General features: G+C 53.6%; 17 protein-coding genes. 13 read left to right on the forward strand and 4 right to left on the reverse strand.

Annotated features, from left to right (window positions below):
• Positions 1-5 precede the first annotated feature (5 nt).
• Positions 6-1,703 (reverse strand): sodium:solute symporter family protein, encoded by a 1,698-nt coding sequence (locus CAP48_RS02825; RefSeq protein WP_100694477.1) that lies wholly within the window; start codon positions 1,701-1,703, stop codon positions 6-8.
• Between the two features lie 758 nt (positions 1,704-2,461).
• On the opposite strand from CAP48_RS02825, the gene CAP48_RS02830 reads away from it, so the two are divergent.
• The 12 genes from CAP48_RS02830 to CAP48_RS02885 all read left to right on the forward strand — a co-directional run bounded on the left by CAP48_RS02830 (position 2,462) and on the right by CAP48_RS02885 (position 17,180).
• Complete coding sequence (locus CAP48_RS02830; protein WP_100694478.1) at positions 2,462-3,349, forward strand: LysR family transcriptional regulator; 888 nt, start codon at positions 2,462-2,464, stop codon at positions 3,347-3,349.
• Positions 3,350-3,453: 104 nt separating this feature from the next.
• A complete protein-coding gene (locus CAP48_RS02835) occupies positions 3,454-4,707 on the forward strand; it encodes a CaiB/BaiF CoA-transferase family protein (RefSeq protein ID WP_242444299.1) in 1,254 nt (417 codons plus the stop codon).
• Positions 4,704-5,462, forward strand: a complete 759-nt coding sequence (locus CAP48_RS02840; RefSeq protein ID WP_100694479.1) for an enoyl-CoA hydratase/isomerase family protein — start codon at positions 4,704-4,706, stop codon at positions 5,460-5,462. The genes CAP48_RS02835 and CAP48_RS02840 overlap by 4 nt, the downstream gene beginning before the upstream one ends.
• Positions 5,463-5,482: 20 nt before the next feature.
• Positions 5,483-6,451 (forward strand): tripartite tricarboxylate transporter substrate binding protein, encoded by a 969-nt coding sequence (locus tag CAP48_RS02845; RefSeq protein ID WP_100694480.1) that lies wholly within the window; start codon positions 5,483-5,485, stop codon positions 6,449-6,451.
• A 227-nt stretch (positions 6,452-6,678) separates the two neighbouring features.
• On the forward strand, positions 6,679-7,776 hold the full coding sequence (locus tag CAP48_RS02850; protein WP_100694481.1) for an AraC family transcriptional regulator: 1,098 nt from the start codon (positions 6,679-6,681) through the stop codon (positions 7,774-7,776).
• A gap of 453 nt (positions 7,777-8,229) precedes the next feature.
• Positions 8,230-10,320 carry a TonB-dependent receptor domain-containing protein gene (locus CAP48_RS02855; protein WP_161495183.1) on the forward strand — a complete coding sequence of 697 codons (2,091 nt, stop codon included), beginning with the start codon at positions 8,230-8,232 and terminating at the stop codon, positions 10,318-10,320.
• A gap of 17 nt (positions 10,321-10,337) precedes the next feature.
• Entirely contained in the window at positions 10,338-11,459 is a 1,122-nt protein-coding gene (locus tag CAP48_RS02860; RefSeq protein WP_100694483.1) for an ABC transporter substrate-binding protein, read from the forward strand.
• Positions 11,449-12,540 carry an iron ABC transporter permease gene (locus CAP48_RS02865; protein WP_197707224.1) on the forward strand — a complete coding sequence of 364 codons (1,092 nt, stop codon included), beginning with the start codon at positions 11,449-11,451 and terminating at the stop codon, positions 12,538-12,540. The genes CAP48_RS02860 and CAP48_RS02865 overlap by 11 nt, the downstream gene beginning before the upstream one ends.
• On the forward strand, positions 12,537-13,346 hold the full coding sequence (locus CAP48_RS02870) for an ABC transporter ATP-binding protein (protein ID WP_100694484.1): 810 nt from the start codon (positions 12,537-12,539) through the stop codon (positions 13,344-13,346). Before CAP48_RS02865 ends, CAP48_RS02870 begins: the two co-directional genes overlap by 4 nt.
• 12 nt (positions 13,347-13,358) lie before the next feature.
• Entirely contained in the window at positions 13,359-14,486 is a 1,128-nt protein-coding gene (locus CAP48_RS02875) for a siderophore-interacting protein (protein WP_100694485.1), read from the forward strand.
• On the forward strand, positions 14,483-15,871 hold the full coding sequence (locus CAP48_RS02880) for an MFS transporter (protein ID WP_100694486.1): 1,389 nt from the start codon (positions 14,483-14,485) through the stop codon (positions 15,869-15,871). Before CAP48_RS02875 ends, CAP48_RS02880 begins: the two co-directional genes overlap by 4 nt.
• A gap of 61 nt (positions 15,872-15,932) precedes the next feature.
• Positions 15,933-17,180 (forward strand): MFS transporter, encoded by a 1,248-nt coding sequence (locus tag CAP48_RS02885; RefSeq protein ID WP_100694716.1) that lies wholly within the window; start codon positions 15,933-15,935, stop codon positions 17,178-17,180.
• Positions 17,181-17,266: 86 nt separating this feature from the next.
• On the opposite strand, the gene CAP48_RS02890 is transcribed toward CAP48_RS02885, so the two are convergent.
• The 3 genes from CAP48_RS02890 to CAP48_RS02900 all read right to left on the reverse strand — a co-directional run bounded on the left by CAP48_RS02890 (position 17,267) and on the right by CAP48_RS02900 (position 20,206).
• Complete coding sequence (locus tag CAP48_RS02890; RefSeq protein ID WP_100694487.1) at positions 17,267-18,544, reverse strand: TRAP transporter large permease; 1,278 nt, start codon at positions 18,542-18,544, stop codon at positions 17,267-17,269.
• Positions 18,541-19,089 (reverse strand): TRAP transporter small permease, encoded by a 549-nt coding sequence (locus CAP48_RS02895; RefSeq protein ID WP_100694488.1) that lies wholly within the window; start codon positions 19,087-19,089, stop codon positions 18,541-18,543. Before CAP48_RS02895 ends, CAP48_RS02890 begins: the two co-directional genes overlap by 4 nt.
• Positions 19,090-19,201: 112 nt before the next feature.
• The gene (locus CAP48_RS02900; RefSeq protein ID WP_100694489.1) at positions 19,202-20,206 is read right to left on the reverse strand and encodes a TRAP transporter substrate-binding protein; all 1,005 of its coding nucleotides are present in this window, start codon (positions 20,204-20,206) and stop codon (positions 19,202-19,204) included.
• 850 nt (positions 20,207-21,056) lie between these two features.
• Between CAP48_RS02900 and CAP48_RS02910 the strand changes: the two genes are divergently transcribed.
• Positions 21,057-22,193: a penicillin-binding protein activator gene (locus CAP48_RS02910; protein ID WP_100694491.1), complete on the forward strand. Its 1,137-nt coding sequence runs from the start codon at positions 21,057-21,059 to the stop codon at positions 22,191-22,193.
• The last annotated feature ends 5 nt before the right edge of the window (positions 22,194-22,198 follow it).

The following is a 22,198-nucleotide window of genomic DNA, read 5'->3' on the forward strand; positions in this document are numbered from 1 at the left end:
CTCTTTCAAGCACGTGCCGGTGCAACATCACCGTCAACGTCTGTCGCGGGTTCATCGGTTGTATCAGTTTTCTTTTGGAATGACGTAACGCGTTCGGCAAGCAGGGCAAAGTCGAACCGTTCCTTGTTATTCCAGCTCATGGCGATACACACCAGTGCGCTGACCCCGTAAGAGGTGAGCGAGCTAAGCAGTACCGGATACTCGCGCAGGAAACCAATCGCATTTGGAACAGCGATAACCACAGTCGCAAAAGCAACAAAAATGGCAATCTTGCGGTTGAAAAATGCAAACGTCATCAGGCCAAGAACGACACCGCCGCCTGCAGAGGCGCATAACTCAAAAAATACCGCAACAACGCCTTCCAGAGGGAGAAGTTCGAACCTTGCCACCGCGAACAAAGTCACTGCTAATATCACGGATGTCGTAAAAGCCTTGTTCGTTATCTTGTCCCAGTAAAAACTAACGATCACCGGAAACACAATCGCTCCCCATAATGCGCCAACAAATACCAGCATAACCAGGATATCAAGCCGCAGGCTGGCAAATATCACGCCGATCATGGTCGCAACGATCATCGTGGCGCGACCCCACCACAGCATGCGTTTTGGATCCGGCGTACCACGAGCCATATTCTTTCCGTAGATGTCGGTCATCATGATGGATGACAAGGCCGAAAGATCGGAGTCGGCGGTAGAAGACAGAGAGCCGACAACGAGAATAAAAAACAGCGCAATACCGAAAGGCGGCAGGTAAGTGGAGGCCATTTGCGGAATGATATTGTTCATATCCCCGTCTGCAGGTGTCAGACCGACAAAGAGCGCTAGCATGCCCAGCATGCCCAATCCGATTACCACTGCGCCATAACCGATAGTGGCGGTCAGGAAGGTTGACTTGATCAGATCTTCACGAACGGCGAACAGGCGTTGCGCGATCGTTTGATTACCAATGGCATAGGCCAGCACCGCCACAAAATAGGGCGCCCCCTGTTCCAGAATTGCTTTTGTCGAGAAAAAATCAGCCTGTTCCGATGACAGATTGCCCCAATTGGCCACGAGCATGTCGGTGCCGCCGGCATTGAAGAATATCAGGGGAATAATAACGATGGCGGCCAGAATCATGGCCACCAGTTGTGCAAAATCGGTCATGACCGAGGCGCGAAAGCCTGACCACAATGTATAGGATAATACCCCCAGGCCGGCAATGAGCACGCCCTGAATGAACGATAGCGGACTAAGCACGGAAACCAGTGCGCCGGCAGCGGTAAAGTTCACCATCAAGCTGATACAGCTGCCCAGCAAATTGGAAACGGCCATGATCATCTGACTTGATGTTCCATGGCGTGCATGCATGACTTCAGCAAGAGTATGTGCTTTGGGAGCCAGGGCCCGGAAGCGCCGTCCGTATGGATAAATGAACAAAATCATAAGCGCGCCCCAAAAGCCGTAATGGATGGGGCCGGACAGTCCGTACTGGTAACCTGAGGTTGCGCTGGCGTAAAACGACGCGGCCCAGATCCAGGTGGCAATCATACTTGCAGCCGACAGGCCAAAGCCTACGGCGTTGTTCGATACCATATAGCTGTCGACATTTTCTTTTTTCTTGCCGATAAATAAAGACATCAGAAAGGTCAGGCCATAAAATCCAACCAGCAGCAGCAATGCTGTGGTCCCTGATAGCTGGTAGAAGGCGGTTTGTTCTTGCATATACGTTCTATCGTCCTGGTTAATAAAGCCGCGCAACAACGTGGACGCGGTCGTCCCCTGGCCCGAAGTTCGCGAATCCGGGCACAAGGGATAAAAGAAACACAAAAAGGTGCCTCTGTTGGGTCAAGCGCATGTGATCACGATTGCAATGGCAAGCTATCGAACACGAACATTGAAATCTCCACGCCAATACTCTGACTGCGGCTCATGTAGCCGTTAGCGATGTGCGTAAGTTCGACGTTGCGATTGTCGTAATCTGCCCTGGCCGGTTGGACAGGGCATGCGCTGGCGGTCAAATGGACCAGCCGGGTTGTTCCGCAGTCAGAGACTGGGTGTGTTGTTCGGCAAATGCCGGGCTGCGAAGCAGCCTGATGACGAGGAAAAATTCCCTCTGGAGTAAGCCTTATGGGCTCGGTCTGCAGCAATGGGCCTGGTCTGGCCACAGCAATGATTGAGATTTGCTGTTGAATATATGCAGACAATTACCGTTAAAAATCGATATTTCAACTGTAATTCACGGGGTAGTGTATAGGAATAACCGCGTCAAGTCCAGTCGGGGGATATGGATCATATGGATGACCGGTTTTGGGGCATGTCAAAATCGCGCGGTGAAAAGCGCATTTTCAGCGGTGGTAGCCTGAACGGGTTTGGCGATTAGACTGCTACATTTAACTAAAATAGTGTCATTAGAAATGGCTCGATCGCAAATTTTTAACTCGTGCGAGAATAACTAATGCAGAAATTTACAGTAATTACTCATGATTAAACTTTCAATCAAACAGCTATCCGCCATTCGAGAATTAGCTTCTACACGTAGTTTTACAGTGGCGGCCTCGAGTCTTCATACTACCCAGTCCAATCTGAGCATGACGATTCGAGAGGCAGAAGAAATCGTAGGATTGAGATTATTCGACCGAACAACGAAATTCGTTATTCCAACAGCAGCTGGCGAAGCTTTCGCAGTTTCAATTGGAAGGCTACTCGACGATTTAGATCTGCATATTGCCAATCTGCAGTCGATAGGTGAATTGTCTAATGGCACTTTGTCTATCGGTGTCACTCCTTTATTGGGCAGTACGCTGGTTGCCGAAGCTATCGCAACATTTAGTGAACGTTATCCTGGTATTGTTATCCGTATGGAGGATGCGCCCACACACACACTAGTGACACTGCTAATACAACGTGAGATTGATCTGGCTATTGGAACTTTTGACGGAAGGGCGGCCGAAATTCAAATGCAACCGCTATTTGAGGATCGTCTTGTGGCGCTTTCTCATCCATCTGTTGGACTAGCAGACACAGTGAGATGGACGGATTTATCTGATAAAAAAATAATAGGGATTGGCCAAAGTAGCAGTGTCGGGAGAATGATCGAACATGCTTTTTTGAGCGCCACAAAGCGTGTCGTGCGACCAACGATTGCTTCCCATCATTGGTTGACTGTCATGGCGCTTACGTCATACGCAAAGGGTGTATGCATTGTGCCCAGTTATGCTTGTCTATCCGAGTTCACCAATACTCTCGTGCGTTCCGAACTGATTGAACCGAATATGGCTCGCACAATCAGTTTCGCGTCTATCAAGGGCAGAAGTCTATCTCCCGCGGCAGAAGCTTTCATGAATACACTGATTTGCTTGCAAAAATAATAAGTTAAGTTATCAAAAAAATTGATATAAAAATCAGATAATTCAATTTTACTCATTAGATAGAGTTTCGTAGACTGGCCCTGTCATTTGTCTACGGTTAGTAGATGCGAAAGCGCACAAAGCGCATTTTTTCAATACTCATTCTAATTTTAAATTTTGTCTTTATGAACTCAAAGGATAAGCCGTTATCCAATTTCACGATTTTGGATATCACAGTCGCAAGGGCTGGCCCCGTAGCTGTTCGGTTATTGGCCGATTGGGGTGCAAATGTCATAAGAATAGAACCCCCGATTCGTCGAGATAGGGGTTCTATTATTGGTAAGAATCGCGGGTCTGATAGCCAAAACCTGCACAGAAATAAAAGAAGCATCTGTCTTGATCTCAAAAGCCCCGCGGGCCGGGAGGTCCTGTATACCTTTGTTAAACAGGCCGATGTTGTTGTAGAAAATTTCCGAGCCGAGGTCAAGGAGCGACTGGGCATTGACTATGACCAACTTAAAAAGGTCAATGACAAGATCATTCTGGCAAGCATATCCGGATTCGGTCAAGATGGCCCTTATAAAGACAGGCCCGGGTTGGATCAGATTTTGCAGGGCATGAGCGGCTTGATGTCGGTCACTGGAGACCCTGAATCAGGCCCAACGAGAACGGGAATTGCAATTTCCGACACCACTTCTGGCATGTTTCTCGGACAAGGCATCTTACTGGCCCTGTTACATAGGGAAATAACAGGCCAAGGGCAATGGGTACATACGTCATTGTTGGAGAGCATGTTGAGTAAATTGGATTTCCAAGGATCCAGGTATACCGTCAACAAGGAAATACCAGTCTCAACCGGAAACTTCCATCCAACGCTGTCTCCGATGGGAACCTTCCATACCAGGGACGGCTATGTGAACATTGCAGCCAGCACTGACAGAATGTTTGTCACGCTCTGTGAAAAGCTTGGTTGTCCTGAGAGCGCAATGGATGACAGGTTCAATAGTCCTGAAAAACGACGGCAATACAGACAGGCGCTGGATGTGATCATTGAGGAAAATACCAGAAAATTCTCCAGCACAGAATTGATTGAATCATTAAATCCATTGGGAATCCCTTGCGGTCCCATATATAACATCAGGGAAGCATTCGAAGATCCACAAGCAAGACATTTGAAAATGATCATTCCCGCTCCGCATCCAGTGTTGGGAAATATTGACCTGGTTCGTTCACCCATTAATTTGTCTGCTTTCCCTCATGACGATCAATTTCATCATGCAGGGCCAGATAACGGCGAGCATACGGCTCAGATAATGAATGATATGGGCTATGACACAAAAGAAATTATTGCGTTAAAAAGCAAAGGGGTTATCCAATGACAAGCACGGAAACGACCCTGCCGAAATTAAACATAGACGGCCATCTCGCCATCATCACACTCAATAAGCCGCATAAAGCGAACAGCCTGGATTCCACTGATTTACTGGAACTCTCAAAGCACATATACACAATCAATCAGCAAGAGGAGGTACTGGTTCTGCAAGTCAAAAGTACTGGAAAATACTTTTGTAGTGGCTATGACTTGCGAGGATTTGGTGAAAAAAAATACTCTTTTGAAGATATTTCGAACATGCTGGAAGACGCGCGGCCCGTGACAATCGCGGTACTTAACGGTGGAGTATATGGTGGTGGAACTGACCTTGCCTTGGCTTGTGATTTCAGAATCGGAAACCCAACCGTAAACATGTTCATGCCCGCTGTAAGGCTTGGCCTGCACTTCTATGAACGAGGTCTGAAACGTTATGTAGCTCGATTAGGACTAAATGCTGCAAAACAATTATTTCTAACTGCGGAAAAAATCGATGCAAACGAGATGCTGAAGATTGGATATCTGACACATTTAATCAATGTCGAAGATCAAGAAAAAGTTGTAGACGATCTTAGTCATAAATTAAATCAAATGGCCCCTTTGGCACTACTCGGGATGAAAAAACATCTCAATAGAATTGCGCGTGGTTCCTTGGATTTGAACGAGTTAAAAAACGATATTTCTATCGCGGCTAAATCGGAAGACATAAGAGAGGGCGCTTTGGCTTGGGCCGAAAAAAGACAGCCTGTATTCAAAGGCAAATAAGTTCCACCCATGGAGGAAAAATGAAGACACAATCAATGCTTAAATTGGTTTTAGCCTCAATACCGATGTTAGCCGGTTCAACTGCATTTGCAGAATACCCAAACAAGCCGATCACACTGCTTGTCGGTTATCCACCGGGTGGCGCTGCTGACCTGACAGCCAGACTATTTGCTGAAGAACTAAGTAAACAGTTAAAACAAACGGTTGTTGTCGAAAATAAGCCTGGCGCTGGTGGAACAATTTCCACTTCGAATCTGGCGCGTGCCAAAGCCGACGGCTATACCCTGGGCATTGGCACTGCAAATTCGTTTGGGGTCGACCAGTTTTTATACAGAGTAAAATATACGCGAGAGGATTTCACACCGATTAGTCAATTGGTTTCCTCGCCGCTTATTCTTGCTGTCAATAAAGATATCCCCGCTGATACTGTGGGTGAACTCAAGGCACTCATCAAAAAAAGCCCGAATAGTTTTAATTATTCATCTTCTGGTATTGGCGGTTCTCCTCATATAGCCGGACTCATGTTCGAAAAAGCGGTAGATGAAAACATTCTTCACATACCGTACAAAGGCGGCTCTGATTCGATGACCGCTATTGTGTCGGGCGAAGTGAAATATTCCTTTGGCACAGCTGCATCTGTCCTGCCTTTAGGCAGGGCCGGTAGGTATAAGATGATGGGCGTTACTTCGTATGAGAAATCGCCTATTGCTCCAGACTTGCCTTCACTCAATGAATCTGGAATGCCGGGATTTACCTATCAAATCTGGTTTGGGCTCCTGGCGCCCAAAGGTCTGCCTGACAATATTGCCGACAAGCTATTCGATGCGACCCAAAAAGCTTTAAGCGATAAAGAAATGCAGAGAAAACTGTTAGTTGAGGGTAATATCGTCGAAGCTTCGGCTTCTCGGCTCGAGTTCAAGGATTTCGCAATAGAAAAAGGAAATGAGTCACTTGACCGCCTAAAAGCATCCGGGATTGAGATTAAGTAGTCGCTTTTCGTTTGTGATATCCATGGATCGATGCGGTAGAAGAGCTCATATTAGCAGCAGGAATGCGTATCCGGGTCGGCGCCTTTTTAAAGATCCCAGCCCGGCTTTAGGCCTACGAATTATCCTGCAGTTCCATGGATAAATTGATTAAATAAGAATCATTCTCAATTTTGTGCAATAATCGTGTACTGTTACTACCCATTCGGACCTCCCGGCCCGCTGCTCTTATGAAACCCGCCTTTGAAAGCGCTGTCGACTTCGCCAATCCGCCCTTGCGCCCAACGACGGGCACAAGGCCCTGGCGTGCGCTTGGCATGGTGCGACGGCTTGATTTCGACAGTCCTGGTTACCGGTTCGAATCCGATTCGGTAGCGGCCAATGAGCCGGTGCTGGAAGGACGTATCCGCAGTCTTGCCCTGCAGCCGGGCTTGTCCATGCACGGCACCGAGGTGCTTGATCTGCACAATATGGTGTCCCGGGTGAACATAACCGCAGGCTTGCGGGTGGTGCTCGTGCTGGCCGGAGAAGTCGATGTGCGCATCGGCGGACAACGCGTGCATCTGCATGCGGACGACCCAGCTCTTGCCGCCAAAGCGGCCATTGTCAGCATGCCCGAGGACGCCTTGTTTGAGCGTCGATGGCAGCGCGGGAAGTGGGAGCGCAAACTTGCCCTGCATGTCACGCCCGAGTGGCTGCAAAGTCACGGCTGGCTACGCTCAACAGATCAACGATATGACCCCCCGGGGCTCCGTCCGATTGCTGACTTGCGGCCGACCAGTCTGAATTTTCCCGACACGCTGTGCATCAAAGCCTGGAAACCGTCGCCGCATGCGCTTGCGCTGGCCGAGCAAATGCTTTGTCACTCTGAAGACCCGACGGACGATCTGAGTCGCTTGCGACTTGCCAGTCGTGCGCTGGAACTACTGTACGAAGCGCTTGCCAGTCAGCGTGCCGATTTGGGTCCGGCAACCGTGGTCAAGGGCAATCTACGACAACGCGACCAGGACCGCATGCTCAGGCTGCGCAGTTTCATTGACAGCGAGTTACAGCAACCGTTTGCGCAACCGACCATGATTCCAGAGCTCGGGCGTCGTTTCGGATTAAGCGCCAGCGCCCTGCAACGGCAGTTTCGTCATGCTTTCGGGACATCGGTCAATGATTATCGGCGGGCGATGAGATTGCATCAAGCCCGGACCGGTCTGGAGCAGGGGCTCAGTATTACCGAAGCAGCGTATCAGGCGGGCTATTCCAGCGCGGCCAACTTTGCCACGGCCTTCCGACGCCAATTCGGTCTAAGTCCCAAAAGTCTTTGCTCGCGGCTTTGATTCGAGCCAGTGCATCCCGCCTCGGAAGGTAAACGCCGGTGGCCTCCGGATCAGCATTAACGGTTAGCTTCAGCATCAGCTCATGATCATCTCAGGATGAGCGTCGGCATTGGTATTGGCGTCCACCTCAGCTGATGATCGGCTCAGGATCAGCTTAGCCTCAGCGGCAACGCCGCCATCGCCACAAGAATGAAATGAATGAGCGCTTCAGGACATGGGTGTTCATGGTGAACCATTCATATTGCAATCGAGCACAATCGCTGTTTGCAGGCGCTGTGTGATATCCGACGAGTCAGAAACTGACCTGGACGCAAAGAACTTTGCGTGTTAGCCAAACTTATTTTGTAAATGAGAATGATTCAATGTGGTCTTGCTACACCCGAAGGGGCGATGGCGGGCCCCACGTGCCTGAGTGGCGCCCTTCGATCAGTAAGGAATCACAAGGAATCAATAATGAATATGTCCGGCAAGCATGAGAGCAGTAGACGGTTTGGCATTGGCATGACACACGCGTCCCTGGCGCTGGCGCTGTTCTTTTCCGGCGCCGTGTATGCGCAGGAAAAAGCGCCGGTTGCCACACTGGATGCGGTGGTCGTGACGGCCAGCGGTGTGGAACAAAGTGCCAGGGATGCCCCTGCATCGCTGACCGTCATCACTCAGGACGATATCAAAAAAAGCGGCTATACCTCTGTGGCGCAAGCAGTCAGTAAAGTGGAAGGCGTCTACATGGTGGGGGGCGATCCCAATAGCCGCGATATTGCCATTCGCGGCCTGCCCGGCGAATATACACTGATCATGGTTGACGGCAAGCGCCAGAACACGCGCGAGACGATGAACCGGGGTACTGGCGGCGTCCAGTACGAGTTCATGCCGCCACTGGCCGCCATTGAGCGTATTGAAGTGGTGCGCGGCCCCATGTCGTCCCTTTACGGCTCTGATGCAATGGGTGGCGTGGTCAATATCATCACAAAAGATGTGCCCAAGACGTGGTCGGTCGCCGTGGACAGTTCTGTCACGTTGCAGACGGATAACGACTACGGTAATGGGCGCCAAGCCCAGTTCTGGCTGGGCGGGCCGATCAAAGATGAGGTGCTGGGACTGCAGATTTATGGTTCATACGATGACCAGAGCGAGGGCAATAACTACTTTTCTAACGTGAACGGGCCCTATGGCAGGAACAATAAAAGCATCGGCTTAAAACTGGGGGTCAAGCTGGCAGAGAACCAGGATCTTGTACTGGATGTGGCCTCACAGCGCCTGACGACTGAAGGAACACCGGGCAAGTCGATTGGGCCGACCCTGCCGTGGAACAAGGTGCAATATCAACGCACATCCTTTGGAGTTACTCATACCGGCCGCTGGCGTCTGGGCGACTCGAAAATCTCCCTGTACCGCGAATCCAATGACCAGGAAAACTGGCCCAAAACCGGCGAATACACTGAAAATCGCCGCATCGTCAACACGACGCTGGATGCGAACTTCAGTATGCCATTTACTTCCCACACCCTGCGTTTTGGGGGCCAGTATCTGCACAGTCGCCTGGACGGCATTCAGAAAGAAGCCGCATTTGACAATTACCCGACCAATACGAATGAGGTGTCGCTCAGCAACTATGCGCTTTTCATCGAAGACGATTACTATCTCACCGATAAATTTACGGTGACCGCCGGCGTTCGCATGGACCACGATGAGCGGTTCGGGACCCATTGGTCGCCCCGGCTCTATGGGGTTTATCATGTGACTGACGCACTCACGATCAAGGGCGGGATTGCCAGCGGCTTTAAGGCGCCGACCATTCGACAGAGTACGCCGGGCTATTGCATGTCGACTGGGGGCACCTCAGGGTTCCGTGGTCCGCTTTGCGGCAATCCGGATCTTGAGCCGGAAACCAGCGTGACCCAGGAGCTGGGACTGGTGTATGAATGGGAGCAGGACAGTCGTCTTTCGGCCACCCTGTTCAACACGAATTTTAAAAACAAGGTCGCCAGCTACGATACCGGCAAGCAAGACCCGCTAAATCCTGGCAGTAATAACCACTTATATGTGTATGACAATATCGATAAAGTCCAGATCTATGGCCTGGAGTTGGGCCTGAACGTGCCACTGACCGACGCGCTGCGTTTGTCTTCGAACTACACCTACACCAAGTCCAAGCGCAAAGGCGGTGGTGAGGTCGCCTTCAACGGACGCTCGCTGGATGGCGAACCACTGGAGACAACGCCAGAGCATGTGCTCAATACGCGGCTGGACTGGCAGGCCAGTGACAAGCTGTCTGCCTATGTACGCTGGAATCTGACCGGAAAGGCCTATTATGCAGCCTATCGCAATGGCGCCATGGATGTGCGCACTCGTCCCGGCGGCTCCACATTTGATGTCGGCGGCAGCTATCAGGTCAACAAGAACCTCGCGCTGCGTCTTGCAGTGCTGAACCTGACGGATCACAAGACGCCGCTGGATCTTCGTGATCGCTACGAGGGGCTGGACGGCAACTGGATGGTGGATGAGGGTCGTCGCGTGTGGCTTGGCGCCAGCATTAATTTCTAGGATGGTACGTGCCTGAGATGATAAGAAAGTGGATTTTTGCGACATGGCTGGCCGCTATGTTGCTGATCAGCCTGCCTGCAACCGCCCAAATCGAAATTACCGATCAGGCGGGAAGAGCGGTGCGCCTGGCACAGCCGGCGCAACGTATCTTTTTTTCCGAGCCCGGCGATTTCACCATCATGGCCATGCTTGAAGACAATCCTGCCAAACGCATTGTGGCGTGGAACCGATGGCGCCTGGACAAACATACGCTGGAGCATTGGCGCAGCATCGACCCGGTGGCTTTCGATACAATCAACCAGATGGTGATTGATGGCCCGCAGAATCTGAGTGCAGAAATGCTCATCGCCAATCAGCCTGACCTGGTGGTGCTGGACCGGTATTTTGGCAACGCAAAGCAGACAATTTCGCGTCTGGAGCAGGCTGGTATTGCAGTTGCCATTCTTGATCTTGAAGCTGATCTGCGCCAGGATAACGCCACGGAAGGCCTGGAGAAGATGGCCATTCTGATCGGCCGCCAAGAGCGTGGCCAACAAGTGGCCGACTTTATCAATCAACACGTGGACCGTATCACGCAAGGCGTGGCCAAACTCAAGCAACAGCAATCGAAGCTGCCCACGGTATTGATGGAGCCGCATGCAGGCAGCGGGCCCTGCTGCACGTCCGTCGGCTCTGGTGTGCTAATGGGTGATCTGATTGTGATGGCAGGGGGACAACTGCTCGGCAGCGAGATTGTGCAAGGACTGTCCAGCCAGCTGAGTGCCGAATATGTCATTGCCAGCGACCCCGAGGTCTATATCGGCACGGGGGGCCGGCACATCGAAGCGCGTGGCGGGCTATTGCTGGGTCCCGGTGTGGAGCCTGCGGCCAGCCGAGCCAGCCTGCAGCGCGTCACCCAACGGGTTGGTATTGCGCAAACGCGCGCAGCCCGCAATCAGCGTACTTATGGCATTTGGCATAGCGGTTATCCTGTTGTCAATCTGGAACTGATTGCCACCTGGTTGCATCCCGAACTGTTCGGCGATGTCGATCCGGCAGCCACGCTTGACCAGATCAATAAGCGCTTTATGGCCAAGCCGCTGACCGGTACATTCTGGATTACCCCCGACACGACGCAAAAGCACACCGATGCACCTTGAACCCGATATGGCCCGTGAACCGGGTCCACAGAGCATCGCGATCCATGCGCGGTGGAAGCAGCACAGACGCATCGCGCGCCGCCGCCAGTTCATTGTGGCGGCACTGGCCTTGCTGGCCATTGCCGCCGCCCTTGCAGACCTTTTTACCGGAAGCGCTGCGCTCACGCCGACGCAGGTCTTGCAAGGTTTATGGCATCCCGACTCCCTGACCACACCTATGCAGGTTGTGCTGTGGCAGGTCAGGCTGCCCGTGGCGCTAATGGCTTTACTGGTAGGAGGCGCGCTGGCGCTGGCCGGGGCCGAAATGCAAACGATTTTGAACAATCCGCTGGCCGAGCCTTTCACGCTGGGCGTTTCCTCATCTGCGGCGTTGGGAGCGGCGCTGGCGATTGTGCTGGACTGGGGCGTTATCGGTAACGATGCCGCCTGGCTGGTGCCTGCCAATGCCTTTGTTTTTGCTCTGACTTCGCTAATGTTATTGCAGTTTCTGGCGCAATGGCGCGGCGCACAGGCGCAAACCTTGGTGCTTTTCGGGATTGCCATTGGTTTTTCTGCCGGTGCATTGCTGTCATTACTGCAGTTTATGGCCAGCGAAGAAGCGCTACAGCAGCTAGTGTTCTGGAGCATGGGCAGTCTGGCCCGCGCTGACTGGCAGAGCGTTGCCATTGTGGCGGGCACGCTGGCCGTGACGCTGCCGTTCTCGTGGCGCGCGGCTGGCCAATTGACGGCGTTGCGCCTGGGCGAGGAACGTGCCCGCAGTTTTGGTATCGATGTAACTTCGCTGCGACGGTGGGCGTTGGTGCGAATCAGCCTGCTGGCCGCCACTGCCGTGGCTTTTGTTGGCACGGTCGGGTTTGTCGGCCTGGTTGCGCCGCACGTGGCCAGAATGATTGTCGGGGACGGACACCGGCATCTGTTGCCGGCGAGTGTGCTGATTGGGGCCGCGCTGGTTGCGCTGGCGTCCGTGGCCAGCAAGTCATTGCTGCCCGGCGTCACGCTGCCCATTGGCATAGTGACGGCGTTGGTTGGCTTGCCGGTCTTTATGGGCCTGATCCTGCGCCGCAGCGGGAGCCATTTATGAGCGCGGCAGCAGCAATCCTGCATATCCATGACCTGCATGTTCGTTACCGACAGCGCAAAGTGCTTTGCGGTGTAGATTTGCATGATATTCAGCCCGGTGAACTGGTGGCGCTTGCCGGACCGAATGCTGCTGGCAAATCCACACTTCTGAAGGCGATCGCGGGGCTGGTGCCGGCCAGTGGTCAGGTTCGCTATGGAAACGACAACTGGTCTGGCTGGTCTGCACGAAAAAGGGTCGAGCATATTGGCTTTATGCCTCAGACGTCGGCCGAGACCAGCAACCTGACCGTGCTGGAAGCCACGCTGGTGTCATTGCAGTGTGCACGGACCGGCTCGCGCAAAGACGATGAATTGAATGCCTTGCGGGTTATTGAACACCTGGGGATTGGCGAGCTGGCCCTGCGTGCGTTGCATGAGCTGTCGGGCGGACAGCGCCAACTGGCAGCCCTGGCCCAGGCCGTTGTGCGGGGCAGCCCGATTCTGTTGCTGGACGAACCGGTCAGTGCCTTGGACTTGGCGCATCAGTGGCAGGTCATGAATGTGGCGCGACGCCTGGCCGATGAAGGCAGGATTGTAATTGTCGTCTTGCATGACCTGGCGCTTGCGGCGCAATGGGCAGACCGGATTGCGATCCTGCACAGGCAGCGCATCCATGCGTTTGGTCGCCCTAATGACATTATTACCGATTCGCTGCTGCGAGAGGTATGGGGCGTGCACGCCCGTGTGCGAACCTGCGAGCAGGGTCGCCCTTTTGTACTTGTAGATGCAGTCGCGACCGACAGGAACGCTTGCGACACCAGCCAATAATAGGACCTCTTGATGACCGATTTTCAAACAAGCACAACAGTTCGTCATATCGACGCCGAAAAGGTACTTGCACAGGTACTGGAGCATTTGCGCGAACACGATCTTGTCGCTTCGCGCCGGGACAATGCCTGGCTTGTCGACTATGCTGAATCAAAAATTATTTTTTCCGCACAGGCAGATGCCCTGTACGCGCAAGTCACCGCTTCGTCCCAGATGGCCCTGTATGAAGGCCGGATGATGGTTTTTTACCATATTCAGGAATTTGCCCAATGTGAGCCGCAAGACATTCAATGGCAGGGCGACGGCGTGATCCTTGAGCGCCCGCCGGCTTTTCGTCTGGTCACGGCGCAGGCCGTGTCCGAGGTTGGCCCGCATATGCGACGCATACGATTCGGTGGTTCGGATCTGGCCCGCTATGATCGCCAGGACAACATCCATTGCAAGCTCATCTTTCCTCAGCCGGGTATTGAGGATCCGGAATGGCCCACGCTGGGCGCCAACGGCGTGCCGCAATTTCCGAAGGGCGATAAGCGCCTGGATGTGCGCACGTACACGATCCGGCGCATTAATGCGGCGCAAGGCTGGTTTGACGTTGATTTCGTACTGCATGAGGACGCAGGGCCGGGATCGCGCTGGGCGGCGCAGGCCGTTTGCGGTCAGCAGATTGGTTTTTCAGGGGTGGGAGGCCGCACGGCAACCCAGGCAGCCTGGATGCTGCTGGCTGGCGATGAAACGGCCTTGCCGGCCATTGCACGCATTGGGGAATCTTTACCTGCGAGCACCCACGGCGTCGTGATTGTGGAAGTGCAAACGCCCGCAGACCAGATCCGCCTGACCATGCCCCAGGGCATGACTGTGCAGTGGCTCTATCGCGAAAACGCCCAGGCCGGTACAACGACGCAGCTTACCGATGCCATACAGGCATGCCCCATTGCCACTGGCGGTGATCGGTTTGTCTGGGTGGGCGCCGAGTTTTCCACGGCCCAGGCGGTACGCGGCTGGCTGCGTCATACCGTGGGCCTGGGCAGCAAGGAGCAATTGGTTGTCGCCTACTGGCGTCGTGGCCTGGACGAAACCCAGATGAAAAGTGCGCCAGCCAGACAGGCAGACAACTCGCCAGCGCAGAAGGCGCCGTCATGAGCGAATCGTCTGAAGAAGGCCCGCCGAATTTATCGGCCAGGCGCAGTGGGCCGGCCCCTGGCAAGCGGCGGCAATGGTCGCGCATGACGCTGGATCTGGATCCGCTATCGCATCCCGCATTTCGTAGTCTGTATCTGGCCCGTTCTGTCTCCTTGCTGTCAATCGCGATCCTGGCCGTTGCGGTCGCCTGGCAGGTTTATGCCATTAGCGGGTCTTCCGTGCATGTTGCCGGCGTCAGTATTGGTCTGGCAGTGGGGTCGCTTGCCGGGCTGGTGTGGGGTGGGGCGCTGGCAGACCGGGCAGATCGCCGGCGTATCATGATTTTGGGACGTGCCGCCTATGTGGGCGTGGTCGCCTTGTTGTGTGTCAACAGCCTGCGTACAGAACCGGGGCTGACGGAAATCTATGTGGCTACGTTGTTGAGCGGCCTGACCAGTGGCATCAGTGCGCCTTCGTTGATGGCAGCTATGCCACGACTGGTGCCTGCGCATCAACTGGCGGCGGCTGGCGCGCTAAACGCACTCACGATGGAGCTCAGTCGCCTGATCGGCCCGCTTATCGCCGGGGCGCTGCTGGCAAAGGTTGGGTCAGCCGCCTGTTTTATCGTCGTACTGGTGGGTGCGTCTCTCGTCCCTGTGTTGCTGGCCCGTCTGCCTCGGGACGTGCTCATGCCCGAGGCCACAAGCCAGCCAGCGACCAAGCCTCCTATCTATTCGCAATGGTTCGATGGGCTGCGGTACGTGCGGCACAATCGCATCATTGCCTGTCTGCTGGCACTGGATCTGGTCATGATGCTTTTTGTCAGCGTGCATGTGCTGATGCCGCAATTGGCACGGGAAGTGCTGCAGGGCGGACCGCAAATGGTGGGCTATCTGTATGCGGCGCCGGCCTGTGGCGCGCTCCTGGTTGCGTTGACCTCGGGCTGGACCCGCCAGTTGGCGCGTCCGGGCCGGCTGGTCGTGGCATGCGCACTGTTTTGGGGGGTGGCCATTGCCTTTACTGGTGTAGCGGCCGGCGGTCTGACCCAGGGATTGCCGTGGGGCGTGTGGCCGATATTGCTGCTTCTTGCGCTGGCCGGGATGGCCGATACGGCTTCAGATATCGTTCGCGGCGCCTTGCTGCAAATCCATACGCCAGATGCATTGCGTGGCCGTGTTTCCGGCTTGTGGCTGCTGCAGGGATACCTGGGCCCGGCGCTGGGTGGTTTGCAAGCGGGGTCGCTGGCCACGCTGTGGTCGCCCGGCCGTGCGCTGGTCATTGGCGGCTCTGCGTGTGCCTTGGCGGTCGGCTTATTTGTCGCGGTGCCACGAACGGGGCTGCGCGATTCATTGTGGCGGGCCGGCATCAAAGACAGCCGACAGTCCAGCACATCGGAAAAAGCGTAATATATGCTGGTAGTAAGTGTATATAATCTATTTCACTGAAATATCCGGCTACCGTTTCATTATGTCTTTGGCTCCTACGCAAATCCGACCGCTTTCTGTATGGCAAATCCTGTTCTGTGGAGGCATGATCGTCACCTTCTCCATGGGCGTGCGCCACGGCTTCGGCTTGTGGCTGCAGCCGATAATCCAGGCTAACGACTGGGGGCGCGAGACCTTTTCATTTGCCATTGCCATCCAGAACCTGGTCTGGGGAATCACAGGTGTGTTTGCCGGCATGCTCGCTGACCGCTTTGGGGCGTTCAAAGTCATTATTGCAGGTGCACTTTTGTATGCACTGGGTCTGCTGGGCATGGCATACACTACCTCGCCGGTCATGTTTACGCTTACGACCGGCGTACTGCTTGGGATGGCGCAGGCAGGAACCACTTATGCCGTCATCTTCGGGGTGATCGGCCGCAATATTCCGGTCAGTCGTCGCTCGTGGGCCATGGGGGTGGCCGCAGCAGCGGGCTCTTTCGGCCAGTTTCTGATGCTGCCCACCGAAAACATGCTTATCAACAGCTTTGGCTGGCAGCAGGCGCTTGTCGTGCTCAGCTGCGTCGTGCTCTTGATCGTGCCGCTTGCTTTCGGCCTGCGCGAGAAAAACCTGAACGCCACAGAGCCTACGCTGCCCGGTGCACCTGCCGCGCCCAGCCAGCAAGGCATTATTCAGGCCATTCGCGAGGCGTTTGCCTACAACAGTTTTCGTTTACTGGTGCTGGGTTATTTCGTTTGCGGCTTCCAGGTGGTGTTTATTGGCGTTCACATGCCCAGCTATCTGAAAGACGAAGGGCTCAATGCCGAGGTGGCCAGTTATGCATTGGCGCTTATCGGTCTGTTCAATGTGTTTGGCACGTACCTGGTCGGCTCGCTTGGCCAGGTGTGGCCCAAGCGCTATCTGCTAGCCTTTATTTATGCGGCGCGCGGAGTCGTCATTGCCATTTTTCTGCTTGTGCCCATTTCGGCGGTAAGCGTTTATATTTTTTCGGCTGTCATGGGTTTCCTGTGGCTGTCCACCGTGCCGCCAACCAATGCGATCATTGCCCAGATATTTGGTGTAAGGCACTTTTCCATGCTCGGTGGCTTTGTTTTCTTCAGTCACCAGATCGGCTCGTTCCTGGGGGTGTGGCTTGGCGGCAAGTTATATGACATCTATGGCAGTTACGATGTGGTCTGGTATCTTGCAATCGCCCTGAGCATATTTGCCACGCTGATGAATCTGCCGATCAAAGAAACCGCCATTGACCGCAAGGTCGCCGCGGTAACTTGATGTCCCGAACATGGTGATAAGGACGGTACAAAAAAAGACAGGCACAAGGCCTGTCTTTTTCACGTAAAGCGCAAGTTGCTCTTGCGTTATCCCAGCAATTGCGGAAGCCACAAGGAGATGGATGGTACGTAGGTTACCAGGATCAGGAATCCCAATAGCAGGATAAGCCAGGGAGATGCCGCGCGCATCATCTGCCCAATAGACATCTTGGTAATGCCGGCGGTCACGAACAAGTTCAACCCAATGGGAGGCGTTACCATCCCGATCTCCAGGTTGACGACCATAATAATGCCCAGATGCACCGGATCGATGCCCAGTTCCATGGCAATAGGGAACAGGATCGGCGCCAGAATCAGGATAATGCCCGTCGGTTCCATGAACATACCGGCAATCAGCAGCAGAATATTAACAACTATCAGGAACTGCCAAGCCTGCATGTCCCATGCGATGATCTGTTCTGCAATGATTTGTGGAATACGTTCTGTGGTCAGTACATGGGCGAACAACAGCGCATTCACAACAATGAACATCAGCATGATGGTCACTTTGGCCGCATCAAGCAGAACGTCCGGGATTTCGCGCAGGCCGATATCACGATAGATGAAGACGGCAACCAAAAATGCATACACAGCACTGACAGCGGCCGCCTCGGTGGGCGTAAAGACACCGCCGTAGATGCCGCCAAGAATGATGAAAATAAGCGCCAGGCCCCATATGGAGTCACGGCCCGCAGTCAGCACTTCCTTGAGGCTGGCGCGTTCCTGGCGCGGATAGTTCTTGATTCTTGCCACAATATAAATGGCGATCATCAGCAGTATGCCCAGGGAGATACCCGGTATGACACCTGCCATGAAAAGCGCACCAACTGAGGTTTCGGTTGCCGCCCCGTACACCACCATAACGATGGACGGAGGAATCAGAATGCCCAGCGTACCAGCATTACAAACCACGCCCGCGGCAAACGACTTGGGATAGCCTGAGCGCACCATGCCCGCAATGACAATCGAGCCAACCGCAACCACGGTGGCAGGAGAAGACCCCGATACTGCAGCAAAGAGGCAGCAAGCCATGACCGAGGCGATAGCCAGCCCGCCATGGAAATGCCCGACGGTGGCCACTGCAAACCGGATCATGCGCTTGGCCACACCGCCTGTTGTCATGAAGGCGCCGGCCAGCACGAAGAACGGAATGGCCATTAGCGTGAAGTGTTCGGATGTTTCATACATTTTCAGCGACAGCGAAGCCAGCGAATCTGTGCCGAAAAACAGAATGGTCAGTAGCGAGGACAGCCCCAATGCCACTGCAACCGGTGTGCCCATAAACATGAACACGAACAGCATGATGAACAGGGCAATGGTAGTCATTTGACCTCCTGAGTGATGACAGAGGTGTCGTCACTGGCATATTTGAGGGCGTCCTCGGCCTCATCGCCTAGCAACTGAGCTCGACGACCACGCAGCATATCGATCAGGATTTGCGCAAATCGTATGAATAAAAGTAAAAAGCCTATGGGCAGCACCAGTCGTGGAATCCATTGAGGAACGGGCATGTCCTGAGCCAGAATTCCGATGGTGTACATTTTGTCTACGTAAATCCAGGCACCATAGAACACGATCACGGTGTAGATCAGGCACAGTATGCATGCAGCAATACCGGTGACACGGGCGGCTCGCTTTGGCAGGGCCTTGATCAGCGCATCGACACCAATGTGTGCCTTGATCCGAACGCCATAGGATAGTCCCAGAAAGATCAGCCCGCCAAAGACGAACATGGCCAGTTCAAGCGCCCAGGTAAAGCTGTAGTCGAATACATAGCGCGCCACGACCTGAGCGAAGGTGATCAATGTCATGGCTGCCAGCAGAAAGGCAATCAGCCCCTCTTCAAGCCGATGAAACCAGTTAGCGTTCATTATGATGCCCCTTTTTTTACCGCGAAAAGCCTGTCGGTCAGGCTGTGTTCATGCAATGGCTGCCGGCCCTGATGTCGGGCCGGCAAGCGGTCAGCGTAAAAGTAAATACAGCTTACTTGTTGGCTTCCTGGGCGGCCTGGATCAGGTCTGCGCCAATATCGCCTTCAAATTTCTTCCATACCGGCTCCATGGTGGTGCGCCATGCTGCCACGTCTTCGTCGGACAGTTGCACCACCTGGGCTTTTTTGGCATCAACAATGCGCTGCTTGTCCTGTTCGTTCAGATCGGCAGCCTTGTCGTTGGCGAACGTGGTGGCCTCGGCCATGGCCTTCTCCAGGCCTGCACGAACATCTTCGGGCAGACCATCCCACCACTGGGCGTTGGTTACGACCATGTAGTCGATCACACCGTGATTGGTTTCGGCAATGGTTTTCTGAACTTCATGGAACTTTTGCGAGTAAATGTTTGACCAGGTATTCTCCTGGCCGTCAACCACACCGGTTTGCAATGCCTGATAGACTTCACTGAAAGCCAGTTTCTGAGGATTGGCGCCAAACGCCCGGAACTGCGCCTCAAGCACATCGGACGCCTGGATCCGGAACTTCAGGCCCTTAGCATCTTCGGGGCGTTGCAATTTCGCCTTGTTGGTCGACAGCTGCTTCATGCCGTTGTGCCAGTATGCCAGTCCCTTCAGTCCGCGATCCTTCATGGAATCCAGCAGTTCTTTACCCTTCTCGCTCTGCTGGAAGCGATCTACGGCGTCCATATCATTGAACAGGAATGGCAGATCAAAAAGCTGGACCTGTTTCGTGTAGCGGTCAAATTTTGACAGTGAAGGGGCAATCATTTGCACGTCGCCCAGCAGCAAGGCTTCCAGCTCCTTGCCATCGCCAAACAATTGCGAGTTGGGGAATACCTGTACCTGGACTTTCCCTGGCAGCAGTTTTTCGGCCACTTCCTTGAACTTCTGGGCACCCTGGCCCTTCGGGGTGTTGGCGGCAACCACATGGCTGAACTTGATGACAATAGGCTTGTCTGCGGCCAGCGCACTGGCAGAAAAGGCCAGTGCAAAGCTCATGCCGATCGCGTTGACTATGCGCATAGGAGCGAATTTCATAGGTGTTGTCTCCGTAATTATGAATTTTGTGATAACGTCTCTCCCAGAGCTGCACTCCTGAGAACAGGAACAATATACTACATTTGGTCGATCCTATAGAATTGATAAAAACACCTACGGATTGTTTCTTTGGTGTTATGGCCCTGAATTGCATCTCAACTGAAATTATTGCAGTTGTTGATACCTGCTAAGATCAATGCGATATCAGCAAAAACAAACGCGATATCAGCAAAGAAGCGAAATGTGCATCCAGGCTGTTCGCAAGGGCTTATTTGTACGCGAACGCCTTCGAATCACAGACCTCTTGGAATGGCAGGCCTCCTGGAATTACCAGATCCCTTCACATTGCAGCCCCTATCGTCTGCCGCGCTGCGGAGCAGGAAAGATCCGTGTTGGCCAACGCCGACTATCGGGCAAAACCGCAAGACCCTGCGGTAGTCTTGCGGTAAGTGCAAGATGCAAAAACATCAATTGCATCGCTGACCGAGATTGCAAAAATGGCAGCAGGCGGTCGTGATGCGCGCAGGCGCTGTCGATCGGAGCGCGGGACGGCGGCGCAGCAATAGTACTCTGTTGCTTTGTCCATGGTCGCAATGGCTTTTGTCGGCGTTTTCCGGGCGATGTCGCCATCGCGGCTAAAATCAACGGAATACGGATGTTCGCTGTTTCCCAGCGCGACAGATATCGGAAGCACATCTGCATTAACGTTTTCCCTTATTGCACTTGTAATAGTGATCGTTGTACTTTAATAATTAATTGAGTGTTTAATTATTTAATCATTCGTGCATCCAAACCAAACCAGGGAATGCGCTTAGGCGCAATCGCCAGCCATCATAGTTGGAGTGTTTTTATGAAATATCTCACATCAGGTATCAGCGGATTACTGCTTTTGAGCTGTACGGCGGTTGCTGCGCCAAGTACAGAGCCGATCAAAATCGGTGTAATCCAGCCGATGACCGGGTCAGTCGCGTATAACGGCCAGGCCTATGTCAAGGGCGCAAAACTTGCTGTTGCGCAACGTAATGCACAGGGTGGCGTCAGCGGCCGCCAGGTTCAGCTGCAGGTCGAAGATGGGCAGTGCCAGCCGGCAAACTCCGTCAATGCCGCCGAAAAGCTGATTCAGCGCAACAAGGTGCCGGTGCTGGCCGGCGCATTCTGCAGCTCGGCAACGGCCGCGGTTATGGCTGTAGCGGAAAAATACAAAATACCGCTGTTGTCCGGCGTGTCGTCAAAGGCAGATCTGACCGAAAAAGGCATGAAGTATTTTTTTCGTTCGGCAGAAACGGACCGGGTGATGGCCAAAACATTCAGCAAAATTCTAGCTGAAGATCTCAAGCTCAAATCTGTGGCGTACATCGGTGTCAATGATGACTGGGGACGCGGCGGTGTTGAAGATTTTGAAAAGGATTTGAATGAACTGGGTGTCAAATCGGTCATGAAGGAATACTTCGATCACGGAACGACCGATTTCTATACGCTATTGACCAAACTGCGTGCCCTCAAACCGGACGGCGTTTTTGTCGCAGCCGAAACGCAGGATGGCTCTATCCTGGTGAAACAGCTCAAAGAATTTGGCATCGAAACTAAAGTTTTCGGGGTCGGTTCATGGGGTACATCCGACTTTATCGGTTTGACCGGAGAAGCCTCGGAAGGCATTTATGCTGCGGTGCCTTATGTGTCCAACATGGAGGGCGAGCGCAATGCGGGGTTTGTGAAAGATTACGAACAGCAATACCAGCAGTTGCCCGGCAAGTATGATGCCTCCGGCTATAACGCCATGAATATCCTGATGCAGGCGATTGAGCGGGCGGGCACAGACGAGCCGGAAAAAATCCGCGACGCACTGTATGAAACAGACTATAAAGCGCCTAACGGACGGTTCCAGTTTACCGACAAAGGCGAAGGATACGGATTTGACACCGTGCTTGTGCAAATCCGGGGCGGCACAACACATGTGGTCACCCAGGCACGGACCGAAAAGCCGTAAATACA

This window comes from Advenella sp. S44 (assembly GCF_002810445.1).
Taxonomy (GTDB): domain Bacteria; phylum Pseudomonadota; class Gammaproteobacteria; order Burkholderiales; family Burkholderiaceae_B; genus Advenella.

Bases quoted from the DNA above. Each gene is read 5' to 3' on its own strand.
- CAP48_RS02825 (WP_100694477.1), bottom strand. From the start codon at position 1,703: ATGCAAGAACAAACCGCCTTCTACCAGCTATCAGGGACCACAGCATTG.
- CAP48_RS02830 (WP_100694478.1), top strand. From the start codon at position 2,462: ATGATTAAACTTTCAATCAAACAGCTATCCGCCATTCGAGAATTAGCT.
- CAP48_RS02835 (WP_242444299.1), top strand. From the start codon at position 3,454: ATGCGAAAGCGCACAAAGCGCATTTTTTCAATACTCATTCTAATTTTA.
- CAP48_RS02840 (WP_100694479.1), top strand. From the start codon at position 4,704: ATGACAAGCACGGAAACGACCCTGCCGAAATTAAACATAGACGGCCAT.
- CAP48_RS02845 (WP_100694480.1), top strand. From the start codon at position 5,483: ATGAAGACACAATCAATGCTTAAATTGGTTTTAGCCTCAATACCGATG.
- CAP48_RS02850 (WP_100694481.1), top strand. From the start codon at position 6,679: ATGAAACCCGCCTTTGAAAGCGCTGTCGACTTCGCCAATCCGCCCTTG.
- CAP48_RS02855 (WP_161495183.1), top strand. From the start codon at position 8,230: ATGAATATGTCCGGCAAGCATGAGAGCAGTAGACGGTTTGGCATTGGC.
- CAP48_RS02860 (WP_100694483.1), top strand. From the start codon at position 10,338: ATGATAAGAAAGTGGATTTTTGCGACATGGCTGGCCGCTATGTTGCTG.
- CAP48_RS02865 (WP_197707224.1), top strand. From the start codon at position 11,449: ATGCACCTTGAACCCGATATGGCCCGTGAACCGGGTCCACAGAGCATC.
- CAP48_RS02870 (WP_100694484.1), top strand. From the start codon at position 12,537: ATGAGCGCGGCAGCAGCAATCCTGCATATCCATGACCTGCATGTTCGT.
- CAP48_RS02875 (WP_100694485.1), top strand. From the start codon at position 13,359: ATGACCGATTTTCAAACAAGCACAACAGTTCGTCATATCGACGCCGAA.
- CAP48_RS02880 (WP_100694486.1), top strand. From the start codon at position 14,483: ATGAGCGAATCGTCTGAAGAAGGCCCGCCGAATTTATCGGCCAGGCGC.
- CAP48_RS02885 (WP_100694716.1), top strand. From the start codon at position 15,933: ATGTCTTTGGCTCCTACGCAAATCCGACCGCTTTCTGTATGGCAAATC.
- CAP48_RS02890 (WP_100694487.1), bottom strand. From the start codon at position 18,544: ATGACTACCATTGCCCTGTTCATCATGCTGTTCGTGTTCATGTTTATG.
- CAP48_RS02895 (WP_100694488.1), bottom strand. From the start codon at position 19,089: ATGAACGCTAACTGGTTTCATCGGCTTGAAGAGGGGCTGATTGCCTTT.
- CAP48_RS02900 (WP_100694489.1), bottom strand. From the start codon at position 20,206: ATGAAATTCGCTCCTATGCGCATAGTCAACGCGATCGGCATGAGCTTT.
- CAP48_RS02910 (WP_100694491.1), top strand. From the start codon at position 21,057: ATGAAATATCTCACATCAGGTATCAGCGGATTACTGCTTTTGAGCTGT.